General features: G+C 71.8%; 12 protein-coding genes. 2 read left to right on the top strand and 10 right to left on the bottom strand.

Translation table 11 applies throughout. The features are described from left to right. Positions 1-60: 60 nt before the first annotated feature. The 4 genes from NQZ70_RS46320 to NQZ70_RS46305 form a co-directional block, all read right to left on the bottom strand. Positions 61-825, bottom strand: coding sequence for a hypothetical protein (locus tag NQZ70_RS46320; RefSeq protein ID WP_129579935.1), 765 nt, complete (start codon positions 823-825; stop codon positions 61-63). A 129-nt stretch (positions 826-954) separates the two neighbouring features. Further along, positions 955-1,665: a hypothetical protein gene (locus tag NQZ70_RS46315; protein ID WP_207217654.1), complete on the bottom strand. Its 711-nt coding sequence runs from the start codon at positions 1,663-1,665 to the stop codon at positions 955-957. Positions 1,666-1,869: 204 nt separating this feature from the next. Next, positions 1,870-3,450 (bottom strand): protein kinase domain-containing protein, encoded by a 1,581-nt coding sequence (locus NQZ70_RS46310; protein ID WP_129579933.1) that lies wholly within the window; start codon positions 3,448-3,450, stop codon positions 1,870-1,872. Then, the gene (locus tag NQZ70_RS46305; protein WP_237244666.1) at positions 3,444-4,391 is read right to left on the bottom strand and encodes a hypothetical protein; all 948 of its coding nucleotides are present in this window, start codon (positions 4,389-4,391) and stop codon (positions 3,444-3,446) included. The genes NQZ70_RS46310 and NQZ70_RS46305 overlap by 7 nt, the downstream gene beginning before the upstream one ends. 458 nt (positions 4,392-4,849) lie before the next feature. On the opposite strand from NQZ70_RS46305, the gene NQZ70_RS46300 reads away from it, so the two are divergent. Continuing rightward, complete coding sequence (locus NQZ70_RS46300) at positions 4,850-5,743, top strand: DUF2267 domain-containing protein (RefSeq protein ID WP_129579931.1); 894 nt, start codon at positions 4,850-4,852, stop codon at positions 5,741-5,743. A gap of 17 nt (positions 5,744-5,760) precedes the next feature. On the opposite strand, the gene NQZ70_RS46295 is transcribed toward NQZ70_RS46300, so the two are convergent. The 5 genes from NQZ70_RS46295 to NQZ70_RS46275 all read right to left on the bottom strand — a co-directional run bounded on the left by NQZ70_RS46295 (position 5,761) and on the right by NQZ70_RS46275 (position 14,611). Then, positions 5,761-6,147 (bottom strand): response regulator, encoded by a 387-nt coding sequence (locus NQZ70_RS46295; protein WP_129579930.1) that lies wholly within the window; start codon positions 6,145-6,147, stop codon positions 5,761-5,763. Further along, positions 6,144-7,691, bottom strand: coding sequence for an ATPase domain-containing protein (locus tag NQZ70_RS46290; RefSeq protein WP_129579929.1), 1,548 nt, complete (start codon positions 7,689-7,691; stop codon positions 6,144-6,146). Before NQZ70_RS46290 ends, NQZ70_RS46295 begins: the two co-directional genes overlap by 4 nt. Continuing rightward, a complete protein-coding gene (locus NQZ70_RS46285; RefSeq protein ID WP_165374502.1) occupies positions 7,688-8,719 on the bottom strand; it encodes a sensor histidine kinase KdpD in 1,032 nt (343 codons plus the stop codon). The genes NQZ70_RS46290 and NQZ70_RS46285 overlap by 4 nt, the downstream gene beginning before the upstream one ends. 319 nt (positions 8,720-9,038) lie before the next feature. Continuing rightward, positions 9,039-10,040, bottom strand: coding sequence for an NAD-dependent epimerase/dehydratase family protein (locus tag NQZ70_RS46280; RefSeq protein ID WP_129579927.1), 1,002 nt, complete (start codon positions 10,038-10,040; stop codon positions 9,039-9,041). Next, on the bottom strand, positions 10,037-14,611 hold the full coding sequence (locus tag NQZ70_RS46275) for an AMP-binding protein (protein WP_165374501.1): 4,575 nt from the start codon (positions 14,609-14,611) through the stop codon (positions 10,037-10,039). The genes NQZ70_RS46280 and NQZ70_RS46275 overlap by 4 nt, the downstream gene beginning before the upstream one ends. Before the next feature lie 263 nt (positions 14,612-14,874). Here NQZ70_RS46275 and NQZ70_RS46270 point away from each other — a divergent pair, with 263 nt between their 5' ends. Next, complete coding sequence (locus NQZ70_RS46270) at positions 14,875-15,807, top strand: deoxyribonuclease IV (protein WP_237244665.1); 933 nt, start codon at positions 14,875-14,877, stop codon at positions 15,805-15,807. A 79-nt stretch (positions 15,808-15,886) separates the two neighbouring features. On the opposite strand, the gene hutU is transcribed toward NQZ70_RS46270, so the two are convergent. Beyond that, positions 15,887-17,560: a urocanate hydratase gene (hutU, locus tag NQZ70_RS46265; protein ID WP_129579924.1), complete on the bottom strand. Its 1,674-nt coding sequence runs from the start codon at positions 17,558-17,560 to the stop codon at positions 15,887-15,889. Positions 17,561-17,594 lie beyond the last annotated feature (34 nt).

The following is a 17,594-nucleotide window of genomic DNA, read 5'->3' as shown; positions in this document are numbered from 1 at the left end:
AAGCCGAGGCGGACGCCGGCGAGCTCGGCGCGCGCCGCCGCCGTGTCCACCTGTCAGCGCCTAGCGATCACAGCACAGAACGTGTGTGACCCCGCGTTCCAGGGAACCGCTCACGATCTCGGAGTCGGTCGACGGGGCGCACGTGCCAGGCTCGTTCACCGTGAACCGCGATCGCATCGACGCAAGCGGCGCATTCGTCGTCCTGGTGCAAATAGGTTTATCTTGATCGGCGATGACCTCGGCCGCGATATCGCTGACGCAGTACGGATCCTGGTACAGCGTGGTCTTCACCGTGCAGCTTCCGCCGCTCGGCGCGCCGCAAGAGCACGGGGAGCATTGGCGGGTGTCGTTGAGCATGGGATATTCGAACTTGCGGTCGTAGCCCTTCCAGCATTCGCCGTTTTCCTGAGGAGGGTAGCACGTCACACTGAGCGACGGTGCATACCCGGGAGGATCGGACTTGCAGACCCTGACGAACCGTAGACTGCCCATCGACGGTTTCGGCACCGGAGACACCGGAGTGCACGGGGCGAGGACCGGCGGCTCGAAGGTTACTGTAGCGAAGGCGTCGCTCGGGATCGGCTCCGCCGCCGCTGTGCAGGAACCGTCCCACGACGCGCCGGCTTCAAGCATGCCGACGACGTCCTCGCCAGGACAAACCGACGCGTTGGCGGTCACCTTCGACGGCAGCGCGCACTCGGAGGGCGTGCATTCGCAGGGCTCACACTTGTCCTCGGCGCTGAACCCCTGCGCCTCGAAGTACCCTTCCCACGCAAGCTCCGCGCTGAACGCCTCGCATTGCTTGAATGCTCCAGCGCCCTCCATGAGGACGTAGACTTGCTTTGTTAGATCGGGCTCCGGTAGCTCTGGTGGAAGGTCTATCGAGTAGCAACCTGGTAGTGCGAACACTGCAAGGATGGATGATGCATTCGACCGCATCGTGGGTACCGCCCTTCAGTTGAAGTTGTTGGAGCAGCAGAAAACGCGCCGCTCTCCGCTGACGAGATCGCCGATTACCCGGGAGACGGGCGACGTCGGCGCGCACGTGCCCGGCCTTTGCCGGGTGAGTACCGCACGCATCGCCGCGATCGGAAGGGGATCGAGGTCGGTGCACCGATTGTCGTTCTGGTCGACGCCGAACCCACCCCCGATGATCTTGGTGGTGCAGCTGGTTTCGGCATACACGAGCAATTCAGCCTCGCAGCTCCCACCCACCGGAGCCTCGCAGGAACATGGGGTGCATGTCCGCGCGTCTGCGATTCGTTCCTTGAATTCCCATCGAAATTTGAACCCGGGCGGACACGTGCCGTCATCTTCGGGGGAGATGCACGCTTGCCACTCATGCTCTTGTCGAATGCCTAATCCCATCGGACATGCCTTTGCAAAGCGCGCGGAGATCGGAGGGGGGTCGAACGACGGCGAGGCAACGCACTCGGCAGCGAGGGTCGGCGGCTCGAAGGTGACCGAGGCGAACACCTCGCCTGGCACAGGAGGGGCAGCCTTGCGGCACACGCCCGATTGTTCCTCGTCCGCAGCTTGATCATCGAAGGCGATCTGGGTTCCGTAGTCGCCGCAGCGCAGCGACCTGTGCGCTGTCACGCTCGACGGCAACGTGCACAGGGCTGGTCCGCACGTGCACACGCCGCACTCCTCGACGGCACCCATGTCGGCCCAACCCTCCCAGAAATCCAGCCGGTGACCCGGACACGCCGGCGCATCGGGACTCTCGCCAGTCCAGAGCCATACGGCGTTGTCGTCGGTCCGCGGGGCAGCGACACCGTAGGCCTCGAGCCCGTCCCCACACGCCGTCAGCACGACGGCGACACTTACAAAGCAAGCGCTCGACCGCATGAGAACCCCTCCCGCTGCTCAGTAAATGACCTTCTGACAAGGGACGAAGCCGTCACAGAGATCGGGCCCCTGCGCCGGCGTGTTCATGGCCTGCCCCGGGGGAGCGGCAGGGCGGTTCGCGGGCGGCCGCGCCGCGACGGGCGGCGGGGCGGCGGCCCCTGGGAGCGGCTCAGGGCATCGATCGAGCGGCCGAGCCAATGGCGGCGGGGTGGCTCGGACTGCGGCAGCCTGGACGATCGGCCCCAGGCTCAGCACGGCCCGATGAGGGAGCTCCCACCACAGGACCGCGGCCGCGCTGCCCAGCGCGAACGCCAGCGCGAACACCGCACCGAACCAGCGCGCGGAGGAGCGTCGCCCTGGGGGGCCGCTCGGGCGCGGAGGGGGCGGGGGCGCCGGCGCGCCGGGCAGCGCCGGGGAACGTGGAGAGGGCGAGGGCGCCGGCGCGACCGGCAGCATCGGATCGAGGTCGGGAAGATCGGGTACTGGAGGCGACCGCGGAGCCACCGGAGGCGCGTGGGGGGCGTGGTCCCGCGCGTCCCGCGGCGGCACCGCGCTCTTGAGCGTGTCGGGCGTATCAGGAGGGCGCGGGGGAGCGACCGAAGGCGCGTGGGTGCCGTCGTCCCGCGCGTCCTGCGGCGGTATCACGCGCTCGACCGTGTCGGGCGCTTCGGAAGGGCGCGGCGTGGGGAGCGCGCTGGCGCGTCCCCCCGCTTCAGCCGGCGCGACCGGTTGGGCCTCGTCCTCCACCGGGAGCGGCGCTCCCTCGGCCGGCGTGCACCGAGCGCCGGACGGCTCCGCGAAGATGTTCGCGCAGGGAAGGTCCGGCGGTCTGCCGAGCTCTTCCCACGCGCGCGCAAAGGGAGTCAGGACAGAGAGCACCTCGCCGATGCTCGGCTGCCGCCGCTTGGGGTTCTCCTCAAGGGCCATCTGGATCACGGCCTGAAGCAGCGGAGGGAGCCCGCTGGGAAAGCTCGGCGGCGTGGTCCACGGCGAGAGGGCGCGCTTGCACAAGAGCTCGTACATGAGCGTGCCGAAACCGTAGACGTCCGCGCGAGGTCCCAGCCGACCCCCGGAGAGGAGCTCCGGCGGTGCGTACCCGTACGGGTCGTGACGCGCCTCCTCCGCGCCGAGCTGAAAGAGACGGACAAAGCCGAAGTGCGTGATCGCGGTTCGGCCATCGCTCACGACGAAGACCCGGTCCGGACTGAGGGCGCCGTGGAGGAAAGAGAGCTCATGAGCGCGCACGAGGCAGCGCCCGACGTCGATCAGCACCTGGAGAGCATCCGGCCCGAGCTCGCTCCCGCGCGCAGCGTCGAGGAGCGGGACCGCGTCGCCGAGCACGGGCGACGCTGCCCACGCCACGGAGCCGCTCACCCCGCCGTAGAGCACGGGGACGACCTCCGGGACCTCGCCTGCGAGGCGCTGCAGGCGCGCGAGCTCCTCGGCGAACACGTCCTCGTCGAGGCGCGCGCCCTCGCGGACGTGCAACCAGACGAGCACCCTCGTGTCGCCGACCTGCCGCGCGAGGAAGTGACGGACCATGCCGCGCTCCTCGTTGAGCAGCTCGTGCCCTTCCCAGACGTCGCCGACGGCTACCATACGAGCCTCACCTCCGCGCCGGCGCCTCGCGGGCGGATCTCGGCCTTCCGTGGCCAGACGACGTAGACGATCGTCGCGGCGCCGAGCGCTGCGCCGGCGACGAGCGCAGCCGAGCCGAAGCCACGGAACATGCTCGCTCGAGTGTCGGCCGCGTCCGCTTCGTCGTAGATTCGGCGATACTCCGTGCTGCTATGGAGCATCGAGCCGTCGTTCAGGCGGGTCACCTTGGCGACTGTTTCGCGCTCGGCGAAGTCGCCGGCGACGTGAAGCCCGATGCCAGCGCCGAGCAGGGCCGCGGAGCCGGCCGCGCCGCTGCCGATGATCGAGGGGTTCGGCCTGGGGCGCGCCGGCGCTGGAGCGACCGGAGCCGGCACACGGACCTTTGCGGCGGCAGCCTTCGGGATCTCGAAGGCGAGCGAGACGCGCCGCGACTCGCGCGCCGCCACCTTCACGAGCGCATGGGCTACCTGCCCGTGCTTCCCCATCGCCGTGACCTCGTGCTGCCCAGGCGTGACGAAGACCGGACCGCCCGCGCTGACCTCGCGACCGTCCACGAGGAGCCGCGCCGTGCCCGGCGGGGGGCTGATGTGGAGCTCGGCCACGCGCTGCCGAACGGCCGCCAGAGCGGCATGCCTCACCTCGTAGCGGCGGCGCTCGATCTCGTTGGTCGGCGCGGGCATCTGCGCAACGCACTTCTCGAGCTCGGCCGCGGCCTCCTCGAGGCGGTCGAGGCCGAGATCGAACACGCCGAGCTGGCAGATGGCCATGGTCATGGGCTTGAGCGCGTTGACCCGCGCCCAGAGCTCGCGCGCGCGAGCGAGCTCGAGCCGCTTGGCGGCCTTCTCCGCCTCGTCGATGAGCTCCTGGACCTCGCGGTCCAGCGAAGAGGGGTCCGCAGCCGCGGCCTGGCGGGGGAACATGGAGGCGAGGGCGACGGCCACGGCGGCCGCTTGCGGCAGAAGGCTCCGCGGAAGAGAAGCACGCACGGTTCACCCGCCGGATCGAGGGGGGCCACGACGCCGCGCTGGCCCGCCCAGCGCGGCGTCGACTTTCGTACCACCGCGACGACGCCGTCAAGCGCGCCGAAGCGCCGCGTGTTCCGTGCTGTGCATTGTGAGCGCGCGTCGAAATTTCTCGTCTGCGGCCGAGGAGCTCGCCGTAACGGGTGACGAGCCGGACGCTTGGCGCCGCTCCCGCACCGCTCGAAGGGCACGATGCAGAGCGCGCCGCCGTGCCCGGCCGCGCGCAGGAAAGCCGCGCCTGTCCGGACCGAGGCGATCGTCGCGCCGTCCTCGACGTTGGTACCGTTCTGGCTAGCCGCTGTGCAACGCGCCCACGCGCCAGCGCTACCCAGGGGAGGGATCTCGCCATGCCGCTAGAACAGTACCGACGCCCGCGAATGATCGTTCTGAGCCCGCGCTCGACCGCTTACGACGCGGTGAGGGCGATGGTCGACAACCACGTCGGCGCCGTCCTGGTCCACGACGGCCAGGGCCTCGCCGGCATCGTGACCGACCGCGACGTCGCGCTCGAGGTCGTGGCAGGCGATCTCGACGCGCGCAGCACCGCGCTGCGCGACATCATGTCGGACGAGGTCGCGACGCTCGAGATCGACGCGTCGATCGACGACGCCGTGCGCATCATGCGCGATCATGCGTGTCGGCGCGTGCCGCTGACCGAGCAAGGGCGGCCCGTCGGCGTCGTGACCCTGGACGACCTGCTCGCCGACGGCGCCATCGACGCCGAGGCCGCCGGCTCGGTCGTGCGCGCGCAGCTCGAGGTGGCCGCCCGGTTCAAGCCGGGGGGCGCGCTGCACCCCGAGGGGATCGCGCGCCCCGAGCAGCGCTCGCGCGGCCCCGTGCGCGCCCTCACCCGGCGCAAGGCGCGCGCGGACAGCGCCTACGGCCGGCTGCTGCACGCGGTCGAGCGCCACAGCGGCCTCCAGCAGCGCGACCGCGCCGAGCTCGCGCTCCAGATCGTCCTCGGCAACCTCTGCCGCAGGGTGACGCCCCAGGAGGCGCGGCACCTCATCGCGCAGCTCCCCTCCAAGCTCCACCCGTCGCTCGATCCGTTCCTCGACGGGCCCGACAAGCGCATCACGACGGCGACCATCGAGGACGACGTCGCCCGCGAGCTGCGCATGGACCGCGAGGCCGCCGGCTTCGTGCTGCAGGCGATCTGCGAGGCGGTCGCGGACAGCGTGTCCGCCGGCGAGATCGAGGGGTTCCGCGGCCAGCTCCCGCTCGACATGAAGGACCTGTTCCCGCCGACCCCCCTGCGCCGGGCGGTCTGAGCCGCCGGGGCGGCGCCTCAGGGCGCCGGCGCGGTCGCGGGCGCCGCGAGCAGCTTGCGGACCGTGCCGAGGAGCTTGTCGGCCGTGAACGGCTTCTTGAGGACGGCCTGCGCCCGGTCGCCGAGCTTCTGCAGCAGCTCGTGGCGCTGCTCCACCGCGCTCATGATGACGATCGGCATGCCGTCGAGCCGCCGCTCCGCGGAGACGGCCTGGACCAGGTCGAAGCCGCTCATGATCGGCATCATCAGGTCGACGAGGGCGAGATCCGGACGCGACCCCCGCAGGGTTTCGAGCGCCTGCTTGCCGTCGGCGCACGTCACGACCGAGTACCCCTCGTCCTCGAGCAGCCCCTCGATGCACGCGAGGAGATCGAGCTCGTCGTCCACCACCAGCACCGTCGTCACGGCTCCCCCGCTTTCCGCGAAAGCCCGGCGAGGAGCCGGGCCTGCCCCGAGAGGATCTGCTCCGCCGACTCGAACGAGCGCGCCACCTCGATGCCGCGCTCGGAGATGACGAACTCGCGGATCGACCTGTCGTAGACGCTCTCTCGCATCTTCATGACCGAGATGAGCCGGTGGATCTGCGACCGGAGCTCGACGTAGCGGAGCAGGACGACGGTCTCGACCACGTTCCCGAGCTCTGGATTCGGCATCTTGATGAGGGGCGTGAACAGGTCGAGCTCCTCGGTCACCACCGTCGTCACGTCGAGCATCCTGAGCTGGTTGGTGAGCGCCGAGAGGAACCGCGGCATCCGGTCCGGGTAGACCGACGCCGCCCGGAAGCCCTCGATGCCGTCGATGAACAGCCGCCTCCGCGGCGTCGGGTCCTGGCGCAGGAGCTCGAGCAGCTGCTCCGCCAGCGCGTCCATCATGTGCTCCAGCGGCGGCTGCCAGATGAGCCGGATCGTCCCTCTCTCGATGTGGGTGTCGAGATCGATCCCCACCTTCCGGGCCTTCTCGCAGAGCCGCGGCGGAGGCTCGTAGAAGCCGAAGTAGATCCCCGCCTCGCCCCGCCTCGCCCCCTCGGCCAGGAACGAGAGCCCGAGGAGCGTCTTGCCGGTGCCGGGCGCCCCGAGGAGGGCGGTCGTCGAGCCCGAGGGCAAGCCGCCATCGAGCATCGCGTCGAAGCTCTCGATCCCGAAGCCCATCCGGCAGCGCTCCTCGGCCGCGCTCGCCGGCGGGCTGTCGAACTGGATCTCGGTGCGCGGGTGGATGACCATCCCGGACGCGTCGATCTCGACCTCGTGCTTGCCGCGCAGGCAATCGCTCCCGCGGAACTTGTGCACCGTGAGCTCCCGGACGGCCCGCGGCCCGATCAGCTGATCGGTGAGCTCGATGACGCCGTCCACGAGCGCGTTCTCGGCGTGCGACGGCCCGCGCGTGCTCGACAGGAGGAACGTCGTGCAGTCGCTCAGGGCCGAGAGCCCCTGGATCTCGTGCACGAACTCGCGGAAGGCCAGCGCGGTCGGCGCGCGCTGCTCGACGCTCTCGATCCCGTCGATCACGAGCACGTCGGTGCCGCGGCGCTCGCGCAGGGTGCGGCGCAAGAGCTCCAGCAGCGCCGGCAGGCCCTGATCGCGGAGCGCCGGATAGCCGCTGATGTAATAGATGCGATCGGGGAGCATCCCTACATCGAAGAACTGCATCCCGCGCAGGTGGCGGATGATCTTGCTGTGCGACTCGACGAGGAGCGTCACATAGACGCACCGCGCGCTCGGGCTCCTCCGGATGTGCTCGAAGCAGAGCTGGTTGCCGAAGATCGTCTTTCCGCTCCCGGGCGGCCCCATCAGGGCGTAGGTGCCGTTCCGGAGGAAGCCGCCCTTCAGGATGTAATCGAGCCTCGGAATGCCGGTCTCCAGCCGCGGGATGTCTGCCCTGGGGCGGTCGCTCTCCCTGTCCTCGGTCGAGGGTGCCTGTGCGTCTCTCGGGTCTTCACGTTCTCGCGTCATAACGGTTTCGCTGCAGTCTCCGACGTCTGCTGCTCGATCGGCAGGCGCACGACGAACGCCGCGCCCCCGCCGTCGGGGGGTTCGATGACGATGCTGCCGCCGTGCGCCTGGACGATCTCGCGCACGATGTAGAGGCCGAGCCCGAGGCTCTGCGCCTTGTAGGTGGAGGCGATCCGCTGAAAGGGCTCGAAGACCCGGTCGCGGTTCTCCGCGGCGACGCCCGGCCCGTGGTCGCGGACCGTGAGCCTGGCCGTCGTCCCCTCGCGCGCGAGCGAGACCTCGACCGGGCCGCCGCCGCCGTACTTCAGCGCGTTCGTGAGCAAGTTCTGCACGACCTGCTCGATGCGCGCGCCGTCCCAGAGCCCGAAAATGGGCTCGCTGGCCACGATCTGGACCGGCGTCCCGGCCGTCCGAGCGTGCTCGGCGATCGCCTCCGCGGCGTCACGCACGATCTGGAGCAGATCCTTCGGCTCGAAATCGAGCTCGAGCCGGTGGGCGCGGATCCGGGTCACGTCGAGGAGGTTCTGGACCAGGCTGGTCAGGCGATCGATCTGGCGCTCCGACATGTCGACGAGCCTGTCGAGCTCGGGGAGCGATCCGTCCGGCGGGATGCGCAGCTTGATGCGATGAATGGTGAGGAGCAGGGCGTTGAGGGGCGACCGGAGCTCGTGCGCCGCGATGGACAGGAACTCGTCGCGGGCGGCGAGCGCGGCGCGCGTGTCCGCCGTCCAGCGCTGGAAGGCGGTCACGTCGATGAAGGTGAGCGCGGCGAGCTTGTCCTCGTGGTCGACGGCGTCGCACCGGACGAGGAGCGCGAAGTCGCCCTCGCGGGTCTTCCAGTGCGTCAGCAGGGGGCCGAACGACTCGCCCCGGAGGGCGCGGGACCGCGGCCGCTCGTCTGGCCCGAGCGGCTTCCCGTCGGCGTCGGTGACTTGCGGGGTGTGCCCGTCCAGGTCCTCGTAGGCAAACGAGATCTTGCGCGCCGACGGGTTGGCGAAGATGACCCGGCCACCCCGTCCGACCGTCATCAATACGAGGCCCGCCTGAATCGCGTCTGCGGCTTTGGGTTCGGTGGATAGATGCGGGTTCACCAAGCTGGCTCTCCTCGCTCTCGCGGAAGTTCCCAGCAGGCTCATCGTGCAAACGGCGGACCGCCCCGGGCTTTCGGCGAGGAGCGGCGCTCGCGCCGGCGCCGGAGGGCGGCTGTGGCGTAACGCCATTGCGCGGGGCAACTTGGCGCGTGCGGGGGTGATGCGGGGCCGCCAGTGACGCTGGCGTGGCGGGCTATTCTTGCCGGTCCGGCGCGCCGCGCGACCGCCGCCTACGCCGGCGGCCCGGCCGCGCCGCCTACGCCTGCGGCCAGACCACGCCGCGCGCGCGCAGGTCGGCGACGGTGTCCGCCAGCGTCTCGACCGGGTCGCGGGGCGTCCAGCCGAGCTCTCGCCGCGCCTTCGTCGCGTCGAGGTACCAGAAGTGCTGGCCCATCTCGGCCGACACCGGGTCGACCGGCACGTCGAACGGCAGCCGCTTCCGCGCCCGCTCGATGAGGTGCGCGCCCGCCTTGGCGAGCGCGATGCTCCGCGGCAGCCGCAGGGCCGGGGCCGGGACGCCCGAGATCCGCGAGAGGCGGTGGAAGAAGACGTCGAGGCTCATGTTGGCGGCGCCGAGCAGGTAGCGCTCGCCCGGGCGGCCCTTCTCCATCGCCAGCACCATCCCTTGCGCCGCGTCGCGGGCGTCGACGAAGGAGAGGCCACCCGCGGGGATGAAGGGCAGCCGGCGCTCGAGGAAGCTCACGACGTCGCCCGTCGACGCGCCGTGGACGTCGCCCGGGCCGAGCAGGATGCTCGGGTTGACGGCGACGACCTCGAAGCCGGGCCCATTGCGATCGAAGGCCGCGCGCTCGGCGTACAGCTTCGAGCGGTAGTAGGGCCAGCCGGCGATGAGGTCGATCGGCGGCGCCGCCGTCTCGTCGCGGATGTCGCTCGGATCCCGGCTCACCGCCACGACGCCGCTCGTGCTCGCGATCACCGCGCGCTTCACCCCCGCGTCGCGGCAGGCGTCGAGGGTGATCTTGGTCCCCTCGACGTGCGTCCGGTAGAGCGCCTCGGCGTCCTCGCGGCGTCGCGAGACGCGCCCGGCGCAGTGGAAGAGGCCCTCGCAGCCCTCGGCGGCGGCGCGGACCGACGCCGCGTCGAGGACGTCGCCGCGGCGGAGCGCGACGCCTTGCTCGGCGAGCGCGGGCGCCTCCGCCCGGCAGAGCGCCACGACGTCGTGGCCCGCCCCGCGCAGCGCCGAGACGAGGTGCGAGCCCAGAAAACCGGTCGCGCCGGTGACGAGGTAGCGGCTCATGCGAGATCGAAAACCTTCTGGAAGGTCTGGAGGAGGGAGATGTCGTTCGATTTCACGAGGCCCGTCATGAACTCCATCGGGCTCGGCGTGTAGGCCTCGCGCACGATCTTGGTGAAGATCTCCGGCGTCGTCTTGAGGACGCAGTCCGCCTGCTGGCTCGGCTTGCCGATCCGCGCCTCGCAGCTGGCCGGATCGATCCGCAGGGTCCACTTCGCCTCCTCCTCCGCCCCGAGCGTGACGTAGTAGGTGATCGGCTGGGTGACGCGCCCGGCCACGTACTTCGACTCGAGCTCGCGGAACAGGACCGTGAGCGGGTGCTCCTTCGTCGTGGCGGCCTGATCGATGCTCTCGACCCGGCGCAGGTCGAGGGCGCCGCCCTCCTTGAGCTTGATCACGGCGAGCTGCGTGAGCTCCGCGACCTTGCGGCAGGCCATCGCGTACTTCATCCCGGCGGTGAGCCGGCGGAGCTCGGCGATCTCGAGCGGCGGCCCGATGCGCGCCACCAGATCGCGGCGGATCGGGACGCTGCGCCCCTTGGGGAGCGCCTCGAAGGTCCCGCCCAGGTAGAGGGGCAGGATGTCGACGTTGTGCGTGAGCGCGAGGTGCCCGATCGCCGGCTTGAACTCCAGGATGCTGCCGTCGGGGCTGCGCGTGCCCTCGGGGAAGAGCAGCACGGTCCGCCCGCGGTCGAGGATCTCGCCGGTCTGGCGCAGCGCCGTGCGCAGGCCGCCCTTGCGGTCGAAGGGCGCCAGGTTCGTCAGGTTCTCGAAGTAGGCGCGCCGCCAGCGGTTGCCCTCGAAGAAGTAGTCCTGGGCGGCGAGCGAGACGATGCCGTCGCCGTAGCTGCCCAGCGCGAACTTCACGAGCCCCATGTCGAGGTGGCTCGCGTGGTTCGAGACGACGATCGTGTTGCGGTTGTGCGGGATGAACGCGCGCCCGTAGACCTTCGGGCGCATGACGTTCCCGTAGAAGCCGGACTGGACCTTGTTCATCCAGTGCTTCGCGAAGTCGGCCATCGGGCGGGGGACGTGGATCGGCTCCTCGCCCGGCTTGTGCGACGTCGGCTCCGCGGCCGCGGCGCCGGCGTCCGGCGCGAGCGCCGCCGCGCCCGCCTCGGCGGCCGAGGCGGCGAGGCGCTCGACGATCGCCTTCACCTCGGCGCGCTTCACCTGGCCGGACGCGGTGCGCGGCAGGTCGGCGTCGTGGAGGTGCAGGGCCATGGGGTGGCACGGCTTGGGCAGCGCCTGGATCGCCGTGCGGAGCGCGTCGAGCGCGCGCTCGTGCTGCGCCGCCCGCGCGAGCGCCGCGTCGCCGCCCTCGTCCTTCGCGCTCGGCGCCGCGGGGACGGCGAGGCAGGCGACCTGCTCGCCGCCGCGGCCGTTGTCGATCCCGACGATCGCGAGCTCCTTCACGTGCTCGACCTTGCCGAGCTGGCGCTCGACGTCGGCCGGGTACACGTTCTCGCCCTTCGCCGCGGTGATCACCTCGCTCTGCCGGCCGACGAGGACGAGCCGCCCCTGCTTGTCGAGCCTGCCGAGATCGCCCGTGTGGAGCCACCCGTCCGCGTCGAGCGCGGCCTCGGTCGCGCCGGCGCCCTCGGCGTAGCCCTTCATGACGTTGGGGCCGCGCGCGAGCACCTCGCCGACGCCGCTCGCGTCCGGGTTCGCGATCTTGATCTGCACGCCGGGGATCGGCTTGCCCACGTTCCCGGGGCTCACCGTCGGCGACGGCTTGGCGACGGTCAGGAGCGGCGCCGCCTCGGTCAGGCCGTAGCCCTCGGCGAGCGGCAGGCCGAGCCCCTTGAACACGGCGGCGGTGTCCTTGGGGAGCGCCGCGCCGCCGGAGATGAGGAAGCGGACGTTGCCGCCGAGCGCCTCGTGGACGCTCCCGAAGAAGAGCCGCCCCACGTTCAGCCCGAAGCGCTTGCCGAGCATGCGGTTCAGCTCCATCGCCCAGCTGAACGCGGCGGCCGCGGCGGGCCCCTGCTCCTTCACGCGGGCGACGATCTGGCGCTCCAGCATCTGCCAGAGCGCCGGCACGCCGACCATCGCCGTGACGCGGGCCCTCTTCAGCCCGTCGGTCACCCGGTCGGCCGAGACCTCGTCGAGGTAGATGATCCGCGCGCCCTGCGACAGCGGCAGGAGCAGGCCGCAGGTGACCTCGAAGGTCTGGTGGAGCGGCAGCACGCTGAGCACGCGATCGCTCGCCTTGAGCGGGAACAGCGGGGCGAGGGCGGCGAGCAGCGCGGTGAAGTTGCCGTGCGTGAGCAGCACGCCCTTCGGCTCCCCGGTCGTGCCGCTCGTGTAGACGACGCTCGCGACGTCCTCGCCGCCCACGCGCACGTCCGGCGGCGCGAGCCCCTCGCCGGACGCCGGCCCCAGGTCGGCCGCGCGGCCCTCGGCGAAGCCGCAGAGGTCGAAGGCGTACAGGTTCGGCAGCGCCGCGCGCACCTCGGCGCCGATCTTCTCCTCGACGCCGCTGTCCCAGAGCACGACCTTCGCCGTCGACGAGCGGACGATGCCCGCGAACGCCTCCGCGTCGAGCGCGGGATCGATCGGCACGGCGACGGCGCCCGCGCGGAGGATGCCGAAGTAGGCGATGGGCCACGACGGCTGGTTCGCGCCGGAGAGCGCCACGCGATCGCCGCGGCGGACGCCGAGGGCGGCGAGGCGCGCGGCCGTCTGGCAGGCCGCGTCGCGGAGCTCGCGGTAGCTCGTGCGCGAGAGCCCGTCCTGCTCGATCCGCTGGAGGGAGAGCGCGTGATCGAAGCGCTCGGCGACCTCGTCGAGCAGGTCGACCAGGCTGTCGTAGGGCCGGAGCGGCTTGATCTCCCGGCGGAGCATGTCCTCCATGAGCGGGAAGGCCCACTTCTCCAGGCCGGGGAGGTGGACGTTCCAGATGTAGTCGCGCCAGTCGATCGCCTCGGGCGCCCAGACGAAGCGCGCCCGCTCCTCGGGCGGCATGCGGGCCATGGCGGCGCGCGTGTTGGCGCAGGAGTAGACCCAGTCGGCCTCCGCGACGAACGGCATGAAGACCTCGAGGAGGGTGGCCGTCTTCTGCTCGGCCTTGGCGGCGCTCTCCAGCGCGGCGGCCGCCGGCTTGAGCAGGGCCGCGGCGGGGCCGACGCTCGCCGACTTGAGCAGGCCGCCGAGGCCGCGGAGCGCGCCCTCGATGGCGCGCGCGCCGTGCGCGCCGTACTGCTGCCGCGTGAGGCCGCGCGGCTCGAAGCGGGACGACACGACGTCGAAGAGCGCGGTCTTCTTCCCCTCGAAGACCTGCCGTCGCTTGTAGAGCCCGGCGAGCTCCAGGTAGCGCGTGACGCGGCAGCCGTTCGTGTCGGTCGTCCCGTACTGGTACACGGCGGGCGCGCGGCCCTCGATGAGCTCGCAGAGCGAGGCGATCATGCCGCTCGCGGTCATGTCGACCGGGATGAGGTCGAGCCGCACGTCGTGGTCGCCGGGGAACTGCACCTGCCCCTTCGACGCGAGGTAGAGGTAGGGCGCCGAGGTGTTGATCCCCTCGTTCCAGCCGCAGAACGGGAACTCGACGGCGGTCTCGACGACGGCGGGGCGGACGATGGTGAAGGGCAGCCCGGAGCTCGCGAGGACCTGCTCGCCGATGCTCTTCGTGTAGGTGTAGATGTTGGTCCACCCCCAGAAGAGCGCGCGCTCCTTGCCGGCCTCGACGAGCCGGTCCTTGATGAACTTGCGCTTCACCCTGGCGAGCTCGTTGTCGAGCGCGCTGCCGCGGCTCGGCTCGCCGCGGGCGGCCAGGTTGGCCTTGGCCTCGTCGAGGAAGGCGCTCTGCCGGAAGGCGTCCTCGCACCGCTGGCGCGCCTGCTTCACGAGGTCGAGGCACTCGCTGATCTCGCGCTGCGGGTCCCAGTGCGATCGATCGAGGGTGCGCTTCGGGCAGGCGGCGCCGAACCACGTCTCGCCCGCGGCGCGGGGGAAGGGGATCTCGGCCGGGTGGTTCTCCTCGATGAGCCCGGAGCGGTACCCCGCGACGAAGCAGGTGCTCGTGTGCATCACCTTGGCCCCGAGGGCCCGCGCGAGCTCGACCAGGTTGCTGATGCCGAACGCGTTGACCTCGAGCGCCTCGTCGAGCGGGGGGTTGAAGTCGACGACCCCGGCCACGTTCACGACGGCGGCGATCTTGCCCGTGAGCTCCCCCACGCGGCTGCCGAGCCCGAGCATCGGCTGGCCGACGTTGCCGTTCATGGGGGTGATCTTCCGCCGCAGGTACTCCTCGAAGGCGGGCCCCGGGTGCTGCTCGCGGATCGGGTCGAACACGGGCGAGGTCGCGATCTGCGACCAGAAGCGCTCCTCGGGCGACTGGCTCTCCTTGGCGCGGACGAGCAGGTAGATGTGGTCGATCTCCGGGAACCTGGCGAGCAGCATGGCCAGCCAGACCTTGCCGAGGAACCCGGTGCCTCCGACCACCACGAGCCGCTTGCCCGAGAGCACCTGAGACGGCACCAGCGGCGGGGCCGCCGCGGTTTCCTCGCCCTTGGCCGCCCCCGGCGACCCCGGCTCCACCCCTCGGGCGCCGGCCCCGTTCGTAACACCCATATGGCTCATCGAGACTCCAGGAAGGCCGCTCAATTCGCGCCTGGGCCGGAACGCGTCAAGGGCGAGGTGCCGCGAACGGAGGTTCGCGCCGCCCCGGCATAGGGTTTGCTCGCGCGTTTGCTCGGGAATCGAGGTCGTCGCGGAGGATCCGGACGGCGCGTTCCGGGGGTCGCGGTCGCGCGCGTCGCGGCGGCGTGGCAGATCCGTCGTGCTCGGAGGAATGGCTTGCCGGCGCGGGGGACGCGACCCAAGCAGTGCGGCCGATGATCTTCGGGGCACACGAGTCCGTGGCCGGCGGCCTCCACCGCGCGATCGCGCTGGCGGGTGAGGATCGCTGCGAGGCGCTGCAGGTCTTCACCAAGGTCTCGGGCCAGTGGCGGGAGCCTGCGCTGGGCGCGGATCAGATCGCCGCGTTCCGGGCCGCGCGCGCGGCGTGGGCGGGCGCGGGCCCGACGCTCGCGCACGCGAGCTACCTCATCAACCTGTGCGCCGACGACGCCTCGATCCTCGATCGCTCGCGGGAGGCGCTGTTCCAGGAGCTTGCGCGCTGCGACGCGCTCGGGATCGACTTCGTCGTGTTCCACCCGGGCGCGCACCGGGGCCTCGGCGAGGAGGCCGGCCTCGACCGCATCGGCGAGAGCCTCGCGATGGTGCTCTCGCGGGGGCAGGGGCTCCGCGCGCAGCTGTGCATCGAGAACATGGCCGGGCAGGGGTCGACGCTCGGCGATCGCCTCGATCAGATCGCCGCGATGATCGAGCGCGCCGGGCCGGAGGGGGCGCGGCTCGGGGTCTGCATCGACACGCAGCACGCGTTCGCGGCGGGGCACGATCTCCGGAGCGAGGCCGGCTACGCGCGGTTCTTCGGCGATTTCGACCGGCTGCTCGGCATGGATCGGCTGCGGTGCATGCACGTGAACGACTCGAAGGCGGCGCTCGGCCAGCGGGTCGATCGGCACGAGCGCATCGGCGACGGGCAGATGGGGCTCGCGCCGTTCTGGCGCCTCGCGAACGACGCGCGGCTCGCGCGCGTGCCGGCGGTGGTCGAGCTGCCGCCGCTCTCCAAGGAGCGGCGCGGCTACGCGGAGGAGATCGCGCGGCTGCGCGCGCTCCGGGGCGCGCCCGAGCCGGCGGCGCCGCCGCCCCCCGCCGATGCCCGACCGCCGAGGAAGGGCAAGCCGCGCGCCCCTCGAGGCTGACGCTCGCGCGACGGCGGAGCGCCTCGGGGCGCGTTTGGCCCTGGGACGCGGCGCACGCGCGCCGGGCCGCGCGGCGCCCTCACCTCGCCCGGTGCGGCACCCGGACGCCCTTCTCGTCCGCCACGCGGATCGCCGTCTCGTAGCCCGCGTCCGCGTGCCGGATGATCCCCATCCCCGGGTCGATGGTGAGCACCCGCTCGAGCCGCCGCCGAGCGGCCTCGGTGCCGTCGGCGACGATCACCATCCCGGCGTGCAGCGAGTTGCCGATCCCGACGCCGCCGCCGTGGTGGAAGCTGACCCACGACGCGCCGCCGGCCGTGTTCGCGAGCGCGTTGAGGATCGCCCAGTCGGCGATCGCGTCCGAGCCGTCCTTCATCGCCTCCGTCTCGCGGAACGGGGACGCGACCGACCCGCAGTCGAGGTGGTCGCGCCCGATCACGAGCGGCGCCTTCACCCGGCCGGTGCGCACGAGCTCGTTGAAGGCGAGCCCGACCTTCGCGCGGTCGCCGTACCCGAGCCAGCAGATGCGCGACGGGAGCCCCTGGAACGCGATCCTCTGCTCCGCGAGCTCGATCCACCGCCGGAGATCCGGGTCGCCCGGGACCGCCTCGAGCACCGCGCGATCGGTGGCGAGGATGTCCTCGGGATCGCCCGAGAGCGCCACCCACCGGAACGGGCCCTTGCCCTGGCAGAACAGCTCGCGCACGTACGCGGGCACGAAGCCGGGGATCGCGAACGCGCCCTCGCAGCCCGCCTCCATCGCGCAGGTGCGGATGTTGTTGCCGTAGTCGAAGACCTCGGCCCCGCGCCGCTGCATCTCGAGCATCGCCTCGACCTCGAGCCGCATCCCCGCCTTCGCGCGCGCGACGTACTCCCCGGGGTCGCGGGCGCGCAGCGCCGCCGCCTGCTCCAGCGTTAGCCCCGGCGGGACGTAGCCGACGAGCGGATCGTGGGCGGCGGTCTGCTCGGTGACGAGGTCCGGCGTGACGCCGCGGCGGACGAGCTCCGGGTAGACGTCGGCGGCGTTGCCGCAGAGGGCGATCGAGCGCGGCGCCCCGCGCCGGACGCCGTCGAGGACGGCCTCGAGGGCGCGGTCGAGGTCGTCGATGCGCTCGTCGACGTAGCGGGTGCGGAGCCGCTTCTCGATGCGCGCCGGGTCGATCTCGACGCCGAGGCAGGCCATGCCCGCCATGGTCGCGGCGAGCGGCTGCGCGCCGCCCATGCCGCCGAGCCCCGCGGTGAGCACCCAGCGGCCGCCGCCCGGCGCGCGCGCCGCGTGCGCCTTGCGCGCGGCGACGAACGTCTCGTACGTGCCCTGCACGATGCCCTGCGAGCCGATGTAGATCCACGAGCCCGCGGTCATCTGCCCGTACATGGTCAGGCCCAGCGCCTCGAGGCGCCGGAACTCGTCCCACGTCGCCCAGCGGCCCACGAGGTTCGAGTTCGCGAGGAGCACGCGGGGCGCGTCCGGGTGCGTGCGGAAGCGGCCCACCGCCTTGCCCGACTGCACGAGGAGCGTCTCGTCGTCCTCGAGCTCCCGGAGCTCGCGGACGATCACGTCGAACGCCTCCCACGATCGCGCGGCCTTCCCGGTGCCGCCGTAGACCACGAGGTCGTCGGGCCGCTCCGCGACCTCCGGATCCAGGTTGTTGTGGATCATCCGGAGCGCCGCCTCCTGGATCCACCCCTTGCAGCTCCGCTCGCTCCCGCGCGGCGCGCGCACCACCCGGGCCCCCTGCTCTCCGGTCGCCATGCTGACGTGTACCCCAGCCGATGCGGGCCGACCA

Origin of the sequence: Sorangium sp. So ce836, from assembly GCF_028553905.1 — a bacterium.
Classification (GTDB): domain Bacteria; phylum Myxococcota_A; class Polyangia; order Polyangiales; family Polyangiaceae; genus Sorangium; species Sorangium cellulosum_D.
The sequence above is the reverse complement of the archived record's forward strand: the minus strand, read 5'-3'. Positions and strand labels throughout refer to the sequence as shown.